Source organism: Mitsuaria sp. CC2 (assembly GCF_048957715.1).
In the GTDB taxonomy this organism is placed as follows: domain Bacteria; phylum Pseudomonadota; class Gammaproteobacteria; order Burkholderiales; family Burkholderiaceae_C; genus Roseateles.
Genome location: NZ_JARVXN010000014.1, coordinates 24,210 through 39,473 on the forward strand (window position 1 = coordinate 24,210; position 15,264 = coordinate 39,473).

A 15,264-nucleotide genomic window follows, 5' to 3' on the forward strand; every position below is an offset into this window, starting at 1 on the left:
GGGGGGTCAGCTCAGCGCGACGCGCAGCGCGGCGACGACCTGGTCCTGCTGTGCCTCGCTCAGGTCGGGGCTCATCGGCAGGCTCATGACGCGTTGCGCGGCGGCCTCGGCGTTGGGCAGCGGCGTCGCGACGCGGCAGCGCTGCTCATAGGCGGGCTGCCGGTGCAGCGGTTTCGGATAGTGGACCGCCGTCGGAATGCCGGCCCGCTTCAGCGCCTCGAGGACCGCGTCGCGGCGGTCCACCTGCACGGTGAACTGCGCCCAGACGCAGTCGCGGTCCTCTCGCACCGCCAGGCGCTGCAGCGGCAGGTCCGCGATCAGGCGCTGATAACGTTCGCCGATCGCCAGCCGCTGCGCGATCTCCCAGTCGAAGCGCTCCAGCTTGCCCAGCACCACCGCGCACTGCAGCGTGTCCATGCGGCCGCCGACGCCCACGCGGGTGTGCGTGTAGCGCTGGCTCTGGCCGTGGACGCGGATCTCGCGCGCGGCCTGCGCCAGCGCGTCGTCGTCGGTGAACAGCGCGCCGCCGTCGCCGTAGCAGCCCAGCGGCTTGCTCGGGAAGAAGCTGGTCGCGCCCCAGGTCGACAGGCCGCCGCTCTTCTTCCCCTTGTAGGAGGCGCCGAAGCTCTGCGCGGCGTCCTCGATCACCGGGATGTTCCCGTGCTTCGCCGCGATCGCATTGATCGCGTCCATGTCGCAGACCTGGCCGTACAGGCTCACCGGCATGATCGCCTTCGTGCGCGGCGTGATGGCGGCCTCGATCAGCGTCGCGTCCAGGTTGCAGCTGTCGGGCTCGATGTCGACCAGCACCGGCACGCCGCCCAGCAGCACGATGGTCTCGACCGTCGCGGCGAAGGTGAACGGCGTCGTGATGACCTCGTCGCCGGGCTGCAGGTCCAGCGCCATCAGCGCGATCAGCAGCGCCTCGGTGCCGCTGGCCACGGTGATGCAGTGCTTCGTGCCGACGTAGGCGGCCAGCGCGGTCTCCAGCTCCTTGACCTCCGGGCCCATGATGTACTGCCCGTGGTCCAGCACGCGCTGGATGCGCGCGTCGATCGTCGTCTTCAGCGCGGCGTACTGCGCCTTGAGGTCGATGAAGGGAAGGCTCATGTCTGGGAATCCTGGGGAGTGACCAGCGTCAGCGTCCGGCCGTCGAGTTCGTAGAGGTCGCCGCTCGCCGGGCAGCCCGCGCGGCCGCGGCCGTCGACCGGCAGATCGAGCTTCTCGCCGTGGCGGCTCATCCAGCCGATCTGGCGCGCCGGCACGCCGACCATCAACGCGTAAGGCGCCACATCGCCCTTCACCACGGCACCGGCGCCGACGAACGCGTATTCGCCGATCGTCGCGCCGCAGACCACGGTGCAGTTCGCGCCCAGCGTCGCGCCGCGCTTCACCAGCGTGCGGCGGTACTCGCTCTTGCGCGGCACCGCCGAGCGCGGGTTGTAGACGTTGGTGAACACCATCGACGGGCCGCAGAAGACGTCGTCCTCCAGCGTCACCGCGTCGTAGACCGACACGTTGTTCTGGATCTTCACGTTGCGGCCGATGGTCACGTCGTTGCCGACGTAGACGCCCTGCCCCAGCGAGCAGCCCTCGCCGACACGCGCGCCGGCGCACACGTGGCTGAAGTGCCAGACCTTGGTGCCCTCGCCGAGCTGGGCGCCGTCGTCGACGACGGCCGAGGCGTGCTGCCAGAACGCCATCTCAGAACACCAGCGGCAGGCCGACGCGCTGGCCGTCGCGCGCGCTGCGGTAGCAGGCCACCAGCAGTTCCAGCGAGCGCAGGCCCTCGTAGCCGTCCACCTGCGCCTGCGCCTCGCCGCGCAGCGTCTGGATGACGTTGTCGTAGTAAGCGGCGTGGCCGAAGCCGTAGACGCTGGTGGTCTCGTAGCTGGCGTTCTTCACCCGCTCGTCGTCGGGGTGCGGCGTGTCGAAGGTCCAGTGCTCGATCTTGTTCACGGCGGTGCCGCCGATCTTGACCGTGCCCTTCTCGCCCAGGATGGTGATCGAGCCTTCCAGGTTCTGCGGGTAGGTCAGCATCGTCACGTTGATGCTGGCCAGGCCGCCGTGGCGCAGGCGCAGGGCCAGCACGCCGGTGTCCTCGGCCTCGATGTCGCGGTCCAGCGTGGCGGTATAGGCGTGGACGTTGTCCACCGGCCCCACCAGCCAGTCCAGCAGGTCGACGTAGTGGCTGGCCTGGTTCATGAAGGCGCCGCCGTCCATGTCCCAGCGGCCGCGCCAGCGGGCGGCGTCGTAATAGCTCTGCGGGCGGGTCCAGAACACGTTGACCGTGCTCATGAAGATGCGGCCGAAGCGGCCTTCGTCCAGCGCCTGCTTGACCAGCTGCACGGTCGCGTTCAAGCGGTTCTGCTTGACGACGAAGAGCTTCACGCCCGCGTCGCGGCAGGCGCGGACCATGGCCTGGCCCTCCTCGAACTTCGTCGCCATCGGCTTTTCGCTGAGCACGTGGCGGCCGGCCTGGGCGCAGGCGATCGCCTGCTGCGCGTGCAGGCCGCTGGGCGTGGACAGCACGATCAGGTCGGCGTCGGAGCCTGCGAGCAGCGCGTCCAGCGAGGCGAAGCCGCGGTCCGCGGGCAGGCCGGTCTGGGCCAGCGCGGCGGTCACGGCCTCGGGGCGGGTATCGCAGACGGCGACCAGCTCCGCGCGGCCCTGGTGCCGGGTCAGCGCGTCGACGTGATTCTTCGAAATCCGGCCGCAACCGACCAGGGCGACGCGGACCGGGCGGTCCAGGATGGGGAACTGAGGCATGGGGCGCGATTTTAAGAGCCTAAAATCGCGCCCTGCCTTTTTTGCAGCCCACGATGAGCCAGCCCCAAGACCCCCAGACCGGCAACGACACGCCGGCGCCCGCCCAAGACGAGAACAAGCTGATCGCAGAACGCCGCGAGAAACTCGCCGCCGTCCGCGAAAAAGCCAAGGCCAAGGGGGTCGCGGCCTTCCCCAACGACTTCAAACCGCAGCACCGCGCGCAGCCGCTGCAGGCCCAGTACGGCGAGCTTTCCAACGAGGAGCTCGAGCCGCAGGCGGTCGCCGTGACGGTGGCCGGCCGCATGATGCTCAAGCGCATCATGGGCAAGGCCAGCTTCGCCACGCTGCAGGACGCCACCGGCGCGATCCAGCTCTTCCTGTCCAGGGATGCGCTGGGTGAAGAGGTCTACAACGACTTCAAGCACTTCGACCTGGGCGACATCCTCGGCGCCGAGGGCACGCTCTTCCGCACCCGCACCGGCGAGCTGTCCGTCAAGGTCACGACCCTGCGCCTGCTGACCAAGTCGCTGCGTCCGTTGCCGGACAAGTTCCACGGCATGGCGGACCAGGAACAGAAGTACCGCCAGCGCTACGCCGACCTGATTTCCGACGGCAAGGCGCGCGACCGCTTCGTGGCGCGTTCCAAGGCTGTGTCCTCGATCCGCTCCTACATGGTCGAGAACGGCTTCCTGGAAGTCGAGACGCCGATGCTGCACCCGATCCCGGGCGGCGCGAACGCCAAGCCCTTCATCACGCACCACAACGCGCTGGACCAGGAGATGTACCTGCGCATCGCGCCGGAGCTCTACCTGAAGCGCCTGGTGGTGGGCGGTTTCGAGCGGGTCTTCGAGATCAACCGCAACTTCCGCAACGAGGGGATCAGTGTCCGGCACAACCCCGAGTTCACGATGATGGAGTTCTACGCGGCCTTCTGGACCCACCAGGAGGTCATGAGCTTCACCGAGGAAGTGATCCGCCACGCCGCGCGCGCCGCCACCGGCAGCGCCCAGGTCACCTACGCGGGCAAGCCGGTCGATCTGGAAAAGCCCTTCACGCGCCTGTCGGTGCGCCAGTCGCTGATCGTGCACGCGGGCGTGACCGAAGCCGAGGCTGACGACGCCGACGTGCTGCGCGCCAAGCTCAAGGAGCTGGGTGAAGAGGCGCCCAAGCACTGGGGTCTGTCGGCGCTGCAGTTCGGCCTGTTCGAGGCGGCGGTCGAGGAAAAGCTCTGGGAGCCGACCTTCATCGTCGACTACCCGGTCGAGGTCTCGCCGCTGGCGCGGGCGTCGGATGCGGATCCCACCATCACCGAGCGTTTCGAGCTCTTCATCACCGGCCGCGAGTACGCCAACGGCTTCTCCGAACTGAACGATGCCGAGGATCAGGCGGCGCGTTTCCAGTCGCAGGTGGCCAACAAGGATGCGGGCGACGAGGAGGCGATGTTCTTCGACGCCGACTTCATCCGGGCGTTGGAGTACGGCATGCCTCCGACGGGCGGCTGCGGCATCGGCATCGACCGCCTGATGATGCTGATCACCGACAGCCCGTCGATCCGCGACGTGATCCTCTTCCCCGCGCTGCGCCGGGAATCCTGATCCCGCCGCACCAGACGCACCAGACGCACCAGCCGCACACCAGCTGACCCTCTTCAACGTGCAGTCAGCGGCTGCGGGTGGGGCCGGAATGCTGCTGGGGGTTCCCGGAGGGATGCCCCCTGCTGCGTGGAGTGCCCGCGCCTGGCCTCACGAACGAAAAAAAGGACACCTGAGGGTGTCCTTTTTCCTTGCTGCCCCCAGGCCGGCCGGTGCGTCCGGCAATGTCTTGGGGGGGGAGCCCCGGCCTCACTTGGCCGAGTTGCCTTCCGTCGTCGCGCCCTTCTTGGCGGCGGTCTTGACGGCGGTCTTCTTGGCGGCGATCTGGGCCGAGGTCGGCGCGCTGATGCCGTTTTCCAGCGAGCCGACGCCGGCTTGCTCGGCGCTCAGCGAGGCGATCTCGCCGGAATCGCGGGCGGCTTGCAGTTCGGCGATCACTTCGGCGCGGGTCTTCTGGGCCGGTTCGGCGGCGAAGGTGGCGCTGGTGGTCAGGAAGGCGGCGGCGATCAGGGTGGTCTTGATCAGGGTGTTCATGGCGGGCTCCTTGGCGGTTCGTTGCACCGGACTCCGCACTCCGCGTCGTCCATGGGGTGGACTTTAGGCGCCGCCGCCTAGGGGAAACACTAGGCAAACTGGAAAGATCCGTTCACCGATCGTCAACAATCCCCTCAGCGCACAGTTAGCGTACAGCGGTTAGGATCAAGGATTGTTTCAATCCTTGCGATTTCAGCTGTGCTTGAACGCTGGTGCCCGCTTCGCCAGGAAGGCTTCCATGCCTTCGCGCTGGTCGTCGGTGCCGAACAGCGCATGGAAGTAGCGGCGCTCGATCGCGACGCCGTCGGTCAGCGGACCCTGATAGGCCAGGTTGACCAGTTCCTTGATCAGCATCGTCGACGGGCCGCTGAAGCCGTTGATCGTCTCCGCCGCCGTCAGCGCCTCCGCCATCAGCTGCTCCGCGGCCACCACGCGCGACACCAGACCGGCGCGCTCCGCCTCGGCCGCGTCCATCATGCGAGCCGTCAGCAGCATGTCCATCGCCTTGCTCTTGCTCACCGCCCGCGGCAGGCGCTGCGTGCCGCCAGCGCCGGGGATGATGCCCAGCTTGATCTCCGGCTGGCCGAAGCGCGCCGTGTCCGCCGCGATGATGAAGTCGCACATCATCGCCAGCTCGCAACCGCCGCCCAGCGCAAAACCTGCCACCGCGCCGATCACCGGCTTGCGCACCTGCAGGATGGTTTCCCAGTTCTTCGAGATCAGCCCGCTCTTGAACGCCGACAGGAAGGTGTGCGGCGCCATCGTGGGAATGTCCGCACCCGCCGCGAAGGCGCGCTCGCTGCCGGTCAGCACGATGCACCCGATACCGTCGTCCGCGTCGAAGGCCAGCAGCGCGCGGCCCAGCTCGTCCATCAGCGGGTCGCTCAGCGCGTTCAACTGCTTGGGCCGGTTCAGCCGGATCACCCCGGTCTTGCGGTCGCCGCTCCCAGCCACCTCCACCAGGATGTTCTCGAACGTCACGCCGGTCAGGGCTGCAATCATGGGATGTCTCCTCGTACTGGAATGGCGGCAACTATAGAGGCGCCGGCGCCGGACGATGTCCGCGTCCCCGGCACGCTCGCTCAGGGGCTCGCGGTGGCGGCCGGCGCGCTCGCCGCGCCCGATGCCGCTGTCGATGCGGCCGGCGCCTGCGCCTGCTTCGGCGGCGCTTTCAGCACCAGGTCGATGTGCGTGCGCGGATCCGCCGGCCGGTTCTGCCAGATCCTTACCCGCACCGGCAGGTACTGCAGCGACGGCGCCAGCCAGAACTCCGCCTGCATGTCCCCGCGGGTGTCGGTCATGTCCGAGTCGATGTGCCAGGCCGTGATCGGCCCCAGCGGCGTCGCGACCTCCTCCAACCCCGTCACCTGGTAGCGCCACAGGTGCACGTTGCGCGGCAGCGCCAGCGGCTGCTGGATCAGTTGCCCGCCTTGCGAAGCCTGACGACCGGTGAGGAACAGCCACGTGAACTGCACGAACTGGCTGGCCGCGTCCTGCGTGCCGTCGGGAATCGGCTCGCGGCGCCCGTTGGCCAGGCGAGCGCCCCCGACGTCGAAGAGGATGGTCGACCGGCGGCTCCCGCCCGCGAGCCCGCCCGTCACTTCGTCGAAGCGCCTGGGCGCCAGTCCCATCGGCGTGATCTCGCCGTCGCTGCTCATCCGGCGCGACATCAGCGGCGCGATCTTCGGACCGATCCACGCCTCGAGATGGACCTGGTAATGCGCGCCGTCCCTCAGCCATTGGACGCGGGCGTCGCCGTAGATGGCCCCGCGGAAATCGCCGGTGAGCTTGTACTCGAGTTCCGTCGACAACGGCCATTCGATGCCCGGCATCCAGGTGCCGACCGCGTCGGAGACCGCCAGCGCCGGCGGCATCGCCAGCGCCTGAAGCTCAGGCGGCGGTTCGCTCGCGGCGGGATCGGGCGGCAGCGGCAGCGGCCCTTCGCCGAGCGCCGGCATCGATTCGATGCGACGCTGAGGCGTGCCCGCCGGCTCGTCCTTGGGCGGCGTGGTTGCGGGCGGCGGCGGTGGCGCCGGCGCCAGTTCCCGGACGAACGCGGCCTGCAGCCGTTCCGGCTCCGGGATGTCCGGCATCCACTGCTCGTGCAGATCGCGGGCGCCGCTCAACAGCCAGAGGTGGGCGGCGATCACCGTCGTCGTCAGCACCGCGAGCGCGATGTGATGCCGGCGGATGTTGCCCGCCGCCACGCGCCAACGTCGCGGATCGACGAGACGTGCGGTACCCGTCGCGATGCCGGCGACGGCCGCGGACAGCCAGGGGCCGACCACCCGTCCGGCGTCCTGGATCTGCCGGATCTCCAGGGCGAGTCGACGTCTCAGCCACCCAGCCATGCGCGCCGCAGGCTTTGCGCGCGCGCGGGCGCCTTGTCGAGCAGGCCCAGGCAGACCGGCCGCGCCGCGCTGTCCTGCGTCGGCAGCGTCAGGGCCAGGTTCAGCATCCGCTGGTCACGCGTCACCAGCAGTTCGAGCCGTTGCGGATCGACGTGGTTCAGCGTCAGCGGCAGGTCTTCGAGCTTGCGCACCCGCCAGCCGTTGCAGGCGACGATCTCGTCGCCCGCGCTCAGTCCGGCCGCCAGCGCGGCGCTCTCCAGCAGCACGTTCTTGACCGTCACGATGCCGTCGCTCTCCGTCACCCGCAGCCCGAGGCGCTGCGCCAGCGTCGGCTTGTCCAGGCACCAGCGCACGCCCACGCGTTCCAGCAGCTGCGGCAGCGGCAGGTCCTCGGTCCCGTGCACCCAGGTCGACAGCGTCTGCGCGATCGCCTCGCCGCCGATGTCGACCAGCTTCTGCAGGATGGTCGCCTCGCTGACGGGACCGCCGCCGGTGTCCTTCCACAGGCCGCGCATCAGGTCGTCCACCGACATCGGCTTCTCGCACTTTTCCGCGCCGCGCAGCGACAGGTCCAGCGCCAGCGCCACCATCGCCCCTTTCGCGTAGTAGCTGACGACCGCGTTCGGCGTGTTCTCGTCCTGCCGGTAGTACTTGGTCCAGGCCTCGAGGCTGGAGCGCGCCACGCTCTGGTGCTTGCGCCCCGGCGCGCCCAGCACCTGCGTGAAGGTGGCGGCGATCAGCTTCAGGTAGCGGGCCTCGTCGATCAGGCCGGCGCGGACCAGGAAAAGGTCGTCGTAGTACGAGGTGAAGCCCTCGAAGAACCACAGCAGCTCGGTGTAGTTCTCCTGCTCGTAGTCGTAGCGCTCGAACACGTCCGGCCGCAGCCGCTTGACGTTCCAGGTGTGGAAATACTCGTGGCTGATCAGGCCGAGCAGCTTGACGTAGCCGTCGCCGGTCTCGGACTGGCCCAGGCGCGGCAGGTCGCGCCGCGCCGCGATCAGCGCCGTGCTCGCACGGTGCTCCAGGCCGCCGTAACCGTCGTCGGTGCAGTTGAGCAGGAACACGTAGCGCGACATCGGCGGCTTGCTCTTGCCGCAGTGCCAGAAGGCGATCTGCGTCTCGCAGATCTTCTGCGTGTCGCGCAGCAGGCGTTCGCCGTCGAAGATCGGCAGCGCGCCCGACACGACGAGTTCATGCGGCACGCCGCCGGCCACGAATTCGCCGCGCCAGAACGGGCCCAGCTCGAAGGGATGGTCGGCGAGTTCGTCGTAATCGGCCGCCTCGAACTGCAGCGGCGCGTCCTCGACCGGCGGCATCGCCGTGGCGACGTCCCAGCCTTCGGGCAGGCCGGTCAGCTCGACGCGATGCGGCAGGTCGTCCTTGCCGTGCGCGCGCAGGCACAGGCCGGTCGCGTTGAAGAAGCCGCGCTGCGCGTCCAGGAAGGCGGCGCGCACCGATGTGTCGAAGGCGTAGACCGGATAGCTGACCACCAGCGCGCCGCGGCCGGCGCAGTCGAACTCCCAGCGGTTCTTCGCCGTCTGCGTGACCAGCACCTCGCGCTGCCCCTGGCGCGCCGTCACGGCGCCGAGGTGGCGGGAGAACTCCCGCACCAGGTAGCTGCCGGGGATCCAGACGGGCAGGCTCAGGGCCTGGCGCGGCTCGGGCGCCGGCACGGTCAGCGTGACCTCGAAGCGGTGCGCGTGCGGGTCGGCGACGGCGATGCGGTAATGGATCGTGGGGCGAGCAGTCATGAGGAACAGCCTACCAAGGCTGGCCCGCGCGTGGTGCACGGGGCGCGCGTTTTTGGGCGGTTCCCGTTCAGGGCGCCGGACCAGGGTTCGCCCGGATCGACGCCTGTGCGGGTTCGGGGCCTTCAGGTGCCCTGGGCGGCGATGAAGCAGCTGAGCGCCGCCACGGCGCTGAGCCGGAAGCGCAGCGTCAGCCAGGCCGACGCGCCCAGCGACGGGTACAGCTTGCGGTCGGCGACGTAGCAGGCGATCAGCAGGAAGCCCTCGATCACCAGGCCGGCATAGGGCGGCATCGTCGAGGCGATCCAGGCCAGCAGCGCCGGCACGACGCCCCAGATGAAGGGCGACGGCGACGGGACGCTCTGGCGCATGCCCAGGCCCCAGTGGATCGCGCCCAGGAAGGTGATCACGATGGCCGCGTAACGCGACAGGCCGTCGGTGACGTAGGGATGGGCGTCCTCCCGCACCAGCCAGACCAGCAGCGCGCCCAGCACAAACGGGATCAGGCCCGCATAACCCAGTCGCGCGGCGATCGGGTTGACGGAGGCCGAGGCGGCGTGCACCGGCGCGGGATGGTGGGGCGTGCGGTCGCTCATCGGGATCAGGACTTCTTCTGGTTCTTGTCCGCTTCCTGGATCGCCTGGAAGCGTTGTTCGAGCTGCTGCGGGCTGAGCGCGCCCGGGGCGCGCGTGCCGTTCTCGAACAGGATGGCCGGCGTGCCGTTGACGCGGATCTTCTGGCTCAGGGCCAGGTTGCGCTGGATGGCGGAGCTGTCGCACTTCGCGTCGGCCGGGGGCGCCATCGTGCCGTCGATCATCCAGTTGCGCCAGGCGACGGTGTTGTCCTTGGCGCACCACATCGTGCGCGACTTCTCCGGCGAATCGCCGCCGAGGATCGGGACCACGAAGGTGTAGACGGTGATGTTGTCGACTTCCTGCAGCGACTTCTCGAAGCGCTTGCAGTAGCCGCAGTTCGGATCGGCGAAGACGGCGATGCGGCGCTTGCCGTCGCCCTTCTTCCAGACGATCGCGTCCTTGAGCGGCAGCGAGGCGAAGTCGATCGCGGTGATCTTCTCGACGCGCTCCTGGGTGACGTTCTTGCGGTTCTTCAGGTCGAGGATCTCGCCCTCGATGAGGTACTGGCCGCTGGCGTCGGTGTAGCGGATCTCGCTGCCGATGCGGACTTCCCACAGCCCGGCGATGGGGCTGGGGCGGATCTCATCGATCTTGATCTCCTTGGGCATCACCGTGGCGAGGTTCTTGCGGATGGTGTCCTCGTTGGCCTGGGCCGAGCAGCCGTACAGGCCGAGCGCGGCCAGGGAAGCGACGAGGGCCACGGTCTTGCGCGACAGGCGCGAGACGCCGCAGACGCGGGAAGCACGGGAGAAGGACTTGGACAGCAAGGCGGTCATGGGAACTTTCAGGGAACTTCAGGATGAACGGGCGAAGCCGTTCAATGGCCGAGCGCGCGCGCGGTGAGCCATTTCTTGAGGGGGCCCGCGCGGTCGACCAGGCGCAGGCCCTCGTTGCGCAGGCGCGCCAGCACCGGCGCCTGGCTGGCGAAGCCACGCAGCAGGCCGTCGGTCAACTCGCCCATCGCCCAGGTCGGGGCGATGCGGGCGCGGGCGTAGCGGCGCAGCAGTTTCTCGTCGCCGAGGCTGCGCCAGGATTCGCGTCGGACGATCACGTCCACCAGCGCCTCGACGTCGGCCAGGCCCAGGTTCAGGCCCTGCCCGGCCAGCGGATGGACGAGATGCGCGGCGTCGCCGAGCAGCACCCAGCCGGGGCCGCACAGCGCATCGGCGCGGCACAGCTGCAGCGGCCAGGCCTGACGCTCGCCAGCCAGCTTCAAGGTGCCGGCGGCGCCGCCGGTGGCTTCGAGCAGCGCGGATTCGAATTCGGCCGGGCCGGCGGCCATCAGGCGGCGGGCCTCGTCCTTGGGCAGCGACCAGACCAGACCGTAGCTGTGGCCGGGCTCGGGGCGGTCGAAAGGCAGCAGCGCCAGCACGTCCGGAGAACGGAACCACTGCCAGGCCTGCCCCTGGTGCGGCTTGCTCGCGGTCAGCCGGGTGGCCACGCCCATGTGGCCGTAGTCGTGGCGTTCGTAGTGGACGCCGAATTCCTGCGCGGCGCCGGTATCGCGGCCTTCGCACAGGGCCTGCAGCGTGGCGGGGACCGGTTCGGTCACGCGCTGCACGTGCGGCGCGAAGCGCAGCGCGGCGTCGAGCTGGTCCTCCAGCGCGGCCGCGTCGACGATGTGGGCGAGCTCGCCGGCGCCCTGCTGCCAGGCGCTGAAGTGCAGCTCCGCGCCGGCGCGGTCGCCGTGGATGCGCATGTCGTGCACCGGGGTGCGGGCATCCTCGGCCAGGCCTTCCCACACGCGCAGCCGGGTCAGCAGCGCGACGGAGGCCGCGTTGAGCGCGTAGGCGCGCACGTCGGCCGAGGCCGAAGGGGTGGTCGGCCGGGCCAGCAGGGCCACGCGCAGGCCGCGCGCGCCGAGCGCCAGCGCCAGGCTGCGACCGACGCAGCCGTTGCCGCGCACCAGGACGTCGAACTTTTCCATGGACGGCGATTGTAGGCAGGGGCGGTGCACGGGTCCCGGGCGGACTTCCAGGCGGGATCAAAGGCGGGATCGGCGGTGGCGGCGCCGCCTGACTAAAATGCCGGTTTCGCCCGCGCGCTGCCGCAGGCCCGAACCGCCCCAGCATTCCCCCAGCATTTCCCCCAGTCTCCCCCGAAAGCCAACCATGAGCCTCAAATGCGGCATCGTGGGCCTGCCCAACGTCGGCAAGTCCACCCTCTTCAACGCGCTGACGAAGGCCGGCATCGCCGCCGAGAACTATCCCTTCTGCACCATCGAGCCCAACGTGGGCATCGTCGAGCTGCCCGATCCGCGCCTGGGGAAGCTGGCGGAGATCGTCAAGCCCGAGCGCATCGTGCCGGCGATCGTCGAGTTCGTGGACATCGCGGGCCTGGTGGCGGGGGCGTCCAAGGGCGAGGGCCTGGGCAACCAGTTCCTGTCGCACATCCGCGAGACCGACGCGATCGTGAACGTCGTGCGCTGCTTTGAAGACCCGAACGTGATCCACGTCAACGGCAAGGTGGACCCGATCTCCGACATCGAGGTGATCCAGACCGAGTTGTGCCTGGCCGACCTCGGCACCGTGGAGAAGAGCCTGCACCGCTACAACAAGGTGGCGCGTGCGGGCGACAAGGAGGCGGCGGCGTTGGTGAAGGTGCTGGAGAAGTGCCAGGTCGCGCTGGACCAGGCCAAACCGGTGCGCTCCATCGACTTCAGCAAGGAAGAACTGGTCATCCTGAAGCCGCTGTGCCTGATCACGGCCAAGCCGGCGATGTTCGTGGGCAACGTGTCGGAAGACGGTTTCGAGAACAACCCTTTCCTGGACCGGCTGAAGGAATACGCGGCGGGCCAGAACGCGCCGGTGGTGGCGATCTGCGCCAAGACCGAGGCGGAGCTGTCCGAGATGGAAGACGAGGACCGCGCGATGTTCCTGGCCGAGATGGGCCAGGACGAGCCGGGTCTGAACCGCCTGATCCGCGCCGGCTTCAAGCTGCTCGGACTGCAGACCTACTTCACGGCGGGCGTGAAGGAAGTGCGCGCGTGGACCATCCACGTCGGCGACACGGCGCCGCAGGCGGCCGGCGTGATCCACACCGACTTCGAGCGCGGCTTCATCCGGGCGCAGACGATCGCCTTCGACGACTTCATCCAGTTCAAGGGTGAACAGGCCGCGAAGGACGCCGGCAAGATGCGCGCGGAAGGCAAGGACTACGTCGTCAAGGACGGGGATGTGCTGAACTTCCTGTTCAACGTCTGACCGGCCCTTCCCCGACCCGCCAAACGCCCGCTCACGCGGGCGTTGTCGTTTTTGTCAGGCAAATCCCGACAGGAAGTTGCGCCCTTCCCTGCTCCCCCGGGACAGGGTGGAGGCTCAGAATGGTGTGGCCACTTCCTGGCTGAGCACCATCATGAAGATCCTCCTCGTCGACGCCTCCGACACCTTCCGCAAGTACCTGTCCGAACGCCTGCGCGTCGTCCCCGGCGCGATGGTGGTGGGTCAGGCCGGCAGCGAGGAGCAGGCGGTGGTCACCGCCTCGCTCTGCGCGCCCGACGTGGTGCTGGCGGACGTCGAACTGCGCACGGGGTCCGGTTTCACGGCGCTGCAGCGGCTGCGCGCCGGCGGCTTCAACGGCACCTCCTACCTCCTGACGACCGCGGACGAGAGCGAGTACGGTCCGCAGTGCGTGGACGCCGGCATCGACGGCTTCTACGACAAGCTGCTGGACCTGGAGCGCCTCATCCAGGCGCTGACCGTGCTCGCCACCGCGCCGAAGAACTTCGAGGCGGCGAGGATCAAGCTGAGCTGATCGCCTCGCACTGCCTCCCCGCGATGCAAAACGCCCGCTTCCGCGGGCGTTTTGCATGGGCACGTCGGCACGCTCAGCGGCAGCCCGCTTCCTTCAGCCGGAACGCTGTGTCCTTGGTGCGCTGATTCACCAGCCGGCATTCCGCGTAGCCCTTCAGCGGACGGACCAGCACGACCGCCGTGCGGTGGTAGCTGCACACCGCATACGCGTCTTCCAGCGCGCCGACCTTCCAGGTCGCCGTCTCGGTGACGCCGCCCTTCGGGTCCTTCTTCTCCTTGAGGTCGTCGTAGATCGCGCCGTCGGACTTGCTCACCGGTCCCAGGTTGATCTGGAACCCCGTGAGCGCGTGTCGCGTCGGACCGGCGCCTTCCACGGCGGCTTCCCAGCCGGACGGCGCGGCGGCGGCCCGTTGCTCGGTCGCGCCGAGTTCCGTGGGGCAGGAGAAGGGCTCCGGCGCGGCCAACGCCGACGCACAGGCCAGGATCATCGAGGCGGGCAGCGCGGCCCGAAGAAAGAGGGTCACCATTGGATCGTTGCGTAGTCGAGACCGCGGTAGAAATAGGTGTTGGCCTTCTTGTGGGCCGTGGGGTCGAAGTAGACCTCACGTTCCTTGATCGCGTCCACGCCGCGGTACTGCTCGACGATCTTGAAGCCGATCACCACGCCGCTCTTGTCCTTGACCACGCCGGAGAAGAAACCGGAATGCTGGCCCGTCGAGCCGTTCGGATAGAAGCCGCCGGCGTTCCAGCCGCTCGCGATCGGCGTGCCCGGCTGCAGCGAGCTCACGAAAGCGGGGGTCAGCGACGTGCCCTTCTTCCAGTTGTCCGGCTGCGTGCGCGGCGCGCCGGCCAAGGCCTTCACCAGCTCCGCGCACTGGATCGCGCCGTCGGCGCGCAGCACCGGCGGCTGGCCGACCTGGCGCGAAATGTCCGGCACGACGCCGAGGTGTTCGAAGTAGTTGCGGGTGGCAATGGCGGCGGAAGTCATGGAAGTCCCGGAGATGACGACAGCGGCGGAGTCTAGGGATCCGGTCGCCGAGTCCCTACTGACCTTCGTCACCTGCCAGGGGCATGCGTCAGGGACTCGCGACGCCAGCTGTCCATCAGCACCCGGCTGTGCTCGCGCGAGGCGCGCTTGATCGTCGCGACCTCCTCCGGGCCGAAGCGCTCCCAGCCGAGCTTGGTGAGCATGGTCCGCCGTCCGAGCGAGAACACCATGATCTGCCCGCACAGCATCATCACGCGCATCGCCAGCAGCGGATCCTTCTCCGTCATGCCGCAGTAGCGCGCCAGCACGCGCGCCGACAGCTCACCCATCTTCGGACGTTGTCCCTGGTCGAACAACTCGAACAGCACACCGGGCGCGTGACCGATCTGCTCGTGAGCGATGAACAACCGGCGATGCTCGGCGTCGTCCGGCAGCAACTGGAAGTCGGTCAGCGCATCCAGCATGTCTCCGAAGGCCTCGAAGAGCTGCTCCCCCGTGGCTGCGGGGTCGTCGAGCACCGCCTGCGTTCGCGTCACCACTGGATCGAAATGCGCGGTCAGGCTGTCCGCGATGTACTGCGCGCAGGCCCGGTAAACGCCTTCCTTGTTGTCGAAGTAGTACTGCAGCGCCGGCGCATTCACGCCGGCCGCCTTCGCGATCTCGCGCGTCGACGCACCTTCGAAGCCGCGCTCGCTGAACAGCCGCAGTGCCACGTCGATGATGCGGCGGCGCGTCTCCTCGCCGCGTGCATAGGCAGCGTCGGCGCGGTGTCGGGGGGCTCTGACGGGGCGTTCGGTCATGTGTAAAGCTGATTGAAGTCAAAAATATACCAGTTGACAGAAATCTTCCAACTGGAAAAAGATAGCGACCGGAATAATTCTGCAAACCGGTCGAC

Annotated in this window: 16 protein-coding genes; 3 read left to right on the top strand and 13 right to left on the bottom strand. The window is 68.7% G+C overall.

From position 1 onward, the window contains the following. Window positions 1–6: 6 nt before the first annotated feature. Genes PV762_RS09855 through PV762_RS09865 form a run of 3 tightly spaced genes read right to left on the bottom strand, consistent with a single transcriptional unit; the run spans window position 7 to window position 2,769 of the window. Entirely contained in the window at window positions 7–1,110 is a 1,104-nt protein-coding gene (locus PV762_RS09855; RefSeq protein WP_421034861.1) for a DegT/DnrJ/EryC1/StrS family aminotransferase, read from the bottom strand. Then, complete coding sequence (locus tag PV762_RS09860) at window positions 1,107–1,703, bottom strand: acyltransferase (RefSeq protein WP_421034862.1); 597 nt, start codon at window positions 1,701–1,703, stop codon at window positions 1,107–1,109. The genes PV762_RS09855 and PV762_RS09860 overlap by 4 nt, the downstream gene beginning before the upstream one ends. 1 nt (window position 1,704) lies before the next feature. Beyond that, a complete protein-coding gene (locus PV762_RS09865; RefSeq protein WP_421034863.1) occupies window positions 1,705–2,769 on the bottom strand; it encodes a Gfo/Idh/MocA family protein in 1,065 nt (354 codons plus the stop codon). Window positions 2,770–2,822: 53 nt separating this feature from the next. Between PV762_RS09865 and lysS the strand changes: the two genes are divergently transcribed. Further along, the gene (gene lysS / locus PV762_RS09870) at window positions 2,823–4,364 is read left to right on the top strand and encodes a lysine--tRNA ligase (protein ID WP_421034864.1); all 1,542 of its coding nucleotides are present in this window, start codon (window positions 2,823–2,825) and stop codon (window positions 4,362–4,364) included. Between the two features lie 246 nt (window positions 4,365–4,610). On the opposite strand, the gene PV762_RS09875 is transcribed toward lysS, so the two are convergent. The 7 genes from PV762_RS09875 to PV762_RS09905 form a co-directional block, all read right to left on the bottom strand. Then, complete coding sequence (locus PV762_RS09875; protein ID WP_421034865.1) at window positions 4,611–4,895, bottom strand: DUF4148 domain-containing protein; 285 nt, start codon at window positions 4,893–4,895, stop codon at window positions 4,611–4,613. A 192-nt stretch (window positions 4,896–5,087) separates the two neighbouring features. After that, a complete protein-coding gene (locus PV762_RS09880) occupies window positions 5,088–5,876 on the bottom strand; it encodes an enoyl-CoA hydratase (RefSeq protein ID WP_421034973.1) in 789 nt (262 codons plus the stop codon). A gap of 101 nt (window positions 5,877–5,977) precedes the next feature. Further along, window positions 5,978–7,246: a DUF3108 domain-containing protein gene (locus PV762_RS09885; RefSeq protein WP_421034866.1), complete on the bottom strand. Its 1,269-nt coding sequence runs from the start codon at window positions 7,244–7,246 to the stop codon at window positions 5,978–5,980. Next, a complete protein-coding gene (locus PV762_RS09890) occupies window positions 7,231–8,997 on the bottom strand; it encodes a M61 family metallopeptidase (protein ID WP_421034867.1) in 1,767 nt (588 codons plus the stop codon). The genes PV762_RS09885 and PV762_RS09890 overlap by 16 nt, the downstream gene beginning before the upstream one ends. A gap of 122 nt (window positions 8,998–9,119) precedes the next feature. After that, entirely contained in the window at window positions 9,120–9,590 is a 471-nt protein-coding gene (locus PV762_RS09895; protein WP_421034868.1) for a DUF3429 domain-containing protein, read from the bottom strand. 5 nt (window positions 9,591–9,595) lie between these two features. After that, the gene (locus PV762_RS09900; protein WP_421034869.1) at window positions 9,596–10,405 is read right to left on the bottom strand and encodes a DsbC family protein; all 810 of its coding nucleotides are present in this window, start codon (window positions 10,403–10,405) and stop codon (window positions 9,596–9,598) included. A gap of 41 nt (window positions 10,406–10,446) precedes the next feature. Next, a complete protein-coding gene (locus tag PV762_RS09905) occupies window positions 10,447–11,556 on the bottom strand; it encodes an FAD-dependent monooxygenase (RefSeq protein WP_421034870.1) in 1,110 nt (369 codons plus the stop codon). A gap of 184 nt (window positions 11,557–11,740) precedes the next feature. On the opposite strand from PV762_RS09905, the gene ychF reads away from it, so the two are divergent. Both ychF and PV762_RS09915 read left to right on the top strand, forming a co-directional pair. Next, window positions 11,741–12,832, top strand: coding sequence for a redox-regulated ATPase YchF (gene ychF, locus PV762_RS09910; protein WP_421034871.1), 1,092 nt, complete (start codon window positions 11,741–11,743; stop codon window positions 12,830–12,832). Between the two features lie 151 nt (window positions 12,833–12,983). Next, the gene (locus PV762_RS09915; protein WP_421034872.1) at window positions 12,984–13,382 is read left to right on the top strand and encodes a response regulator; all 399 of its coding nucleotides are present in this window, start codon (window positions 12,984–12,986) and stop codon (window positions 13,380–13,382) included. Window positions 13,383–13,455: 73 nt separating this feature from the next. Here the strand turns inward: PV762_RS09915 and PV762_RS09920 are convergent, their stop codons facing one another. From PV762_RS09920 to PV762_RS09930, 3 genes are all read right to left on the bottom strand, one after another. Further along, on the bottom strand, window positions 13,456–13,905 hold the full coding sequence (locus PV762_RS09920) for an STY0301 family protein (protein WP_421034873.1): 450 nt from the start codon (window positions 13,903–13,905) through the stop codon (window positions 13,456–13,458). Beyond that, complete coding sequence (locus PV762_RS09925; RefSeq protein WP_421034874.1) at window positions 13,902–14,369, bottom strand: BPSL0067 family protein; 468 nt, start codon at window positions 14,367–14,369, stop codon at window positions 13,902–13,904. The genes PV762_RS09920 and PV762_RS09925 overlap by 4 nt, the downstream gene beginning before the upstream one ends. A gap of 68 nt (window positions 14,370–14,437) precedes the next feature. Next, window positions 14,438–15,169 carry a CerR family C-terminal domain-containing protein gene (locus PV762_RS09930; RefSeq protein ID WP_421034875.1) on the bottom strand — a complete coding sequence of 244 codons (732 nt, stop codon included), beginning with the start codon at window positions 15,167–15,169 and terminating at the stop codon, window positions 14,438–14,440. Between the last annotated feature and the right edge of the window lie 95 nt (window positions 15,170–15,264).

Excerpts from the sequence above, each read along its gene's own strand:
- PV762_RS09855 (WP_421034861.1), bottom strand. The coding sequence starts at position 1,110 with ATGAGCCTTCCCTTCATCGACCTCAAGGCGCAGTACGCCGCGCTGAAG.
- PV762_RS09860 (WP_421034862.1), bottom strand. The coding sequence starts at position 1,703 with ATGGCGTTCTGGCAGCACGCCTCGGCCGTCGTCGACGACGGCGCCCAG.
- PV762_RS09865 (WP_421034863.1), bottom strand. The coding sequence starts at position 2,769 with ATGCCTCAGTTCCCCATCCTGGACCGCCCGGTCCGCGTCGCCCTGGTC.
- lysS (WP_421034864.1), top strand. The coding sequence starts at position 2,823 with ATGAGCCAGCCCCAAGACCCCCAGACCGGCAACGACACGCCGGCGCCC.
- PV762_RS09875 (WP_421034865.1), bottom strand. The coding sequence starts at position 4,895 with ATGAACACCCTGATCAAGACCACCCTGATCGCCGCCGCCTTCCTGACC.
- PV762_RS09885 (WP_421034866.1), bottom strand. The coding sequence starts at position 7,246 with ATGGCTGGGTGGCTGAGACGTCGACTCGCCCTGGAGATCCGGCAGATC.
- PV762_RS09890 (WP_421034867.1), bottom strand. The coding sequence starts at position 8,997 with ATGACTGCTCGCCCCACGATCCATTACCGCATCGCCGTCGCCGACCCG.
- PV762_RS09895 (WP_421034868.1), bottom strand. The coding sequence starts at position 9,590 with ATGAGCGACCGCACGCCCCACCATCCCGCGCCGGTGCACGCCGCCTCG.
- PV762_RS09900 (WP_421034869.1), bottom strand. The coding sequence starts at position 10,405 with ATGACCGCCTTGCTGTCCAAGTCCTTCTCCCGTGCTTCCCGCGTCTGC.
- PV762_RS09905 (WP_421034870.1), bottom strand. The coding sequence starts at position 11,556 with ATGGAAAAGTTCGACGTCCTGGTGCGCGGCAACGGCTGCGTCGGTCGC.
- ychF (WP_421034871.1), top strand. The coding sequence starts at position 11,741 with ATGAGCCTCAAATGCGGCATCGTGGGCCTGCCCAACGTCGGCAAGTCC.
- PV762_RS09915 (WP_421034872.1), top strand. The coding sequence starts at position 12,984 with ATGAAGATCCTCCTCGTCGACGCCTCCGACACCTTCCGCAAGTACCTG.
- PV762_RS09925 (WP_421034874.1), bottom strand. The coding sequence starts at position 14,369 with ATGACTTCCGCCGCCATTGCCACCCGCAACTACTTCGAACACCTCGGC.
- PV762_RS09930 (WP_421034875.1), bottom strand. The coding sequence starts at position 15,169 with ATGACCGAACGCCCCGTCAGAGCCCCCCGACACCGCGCCGACGCTGCC.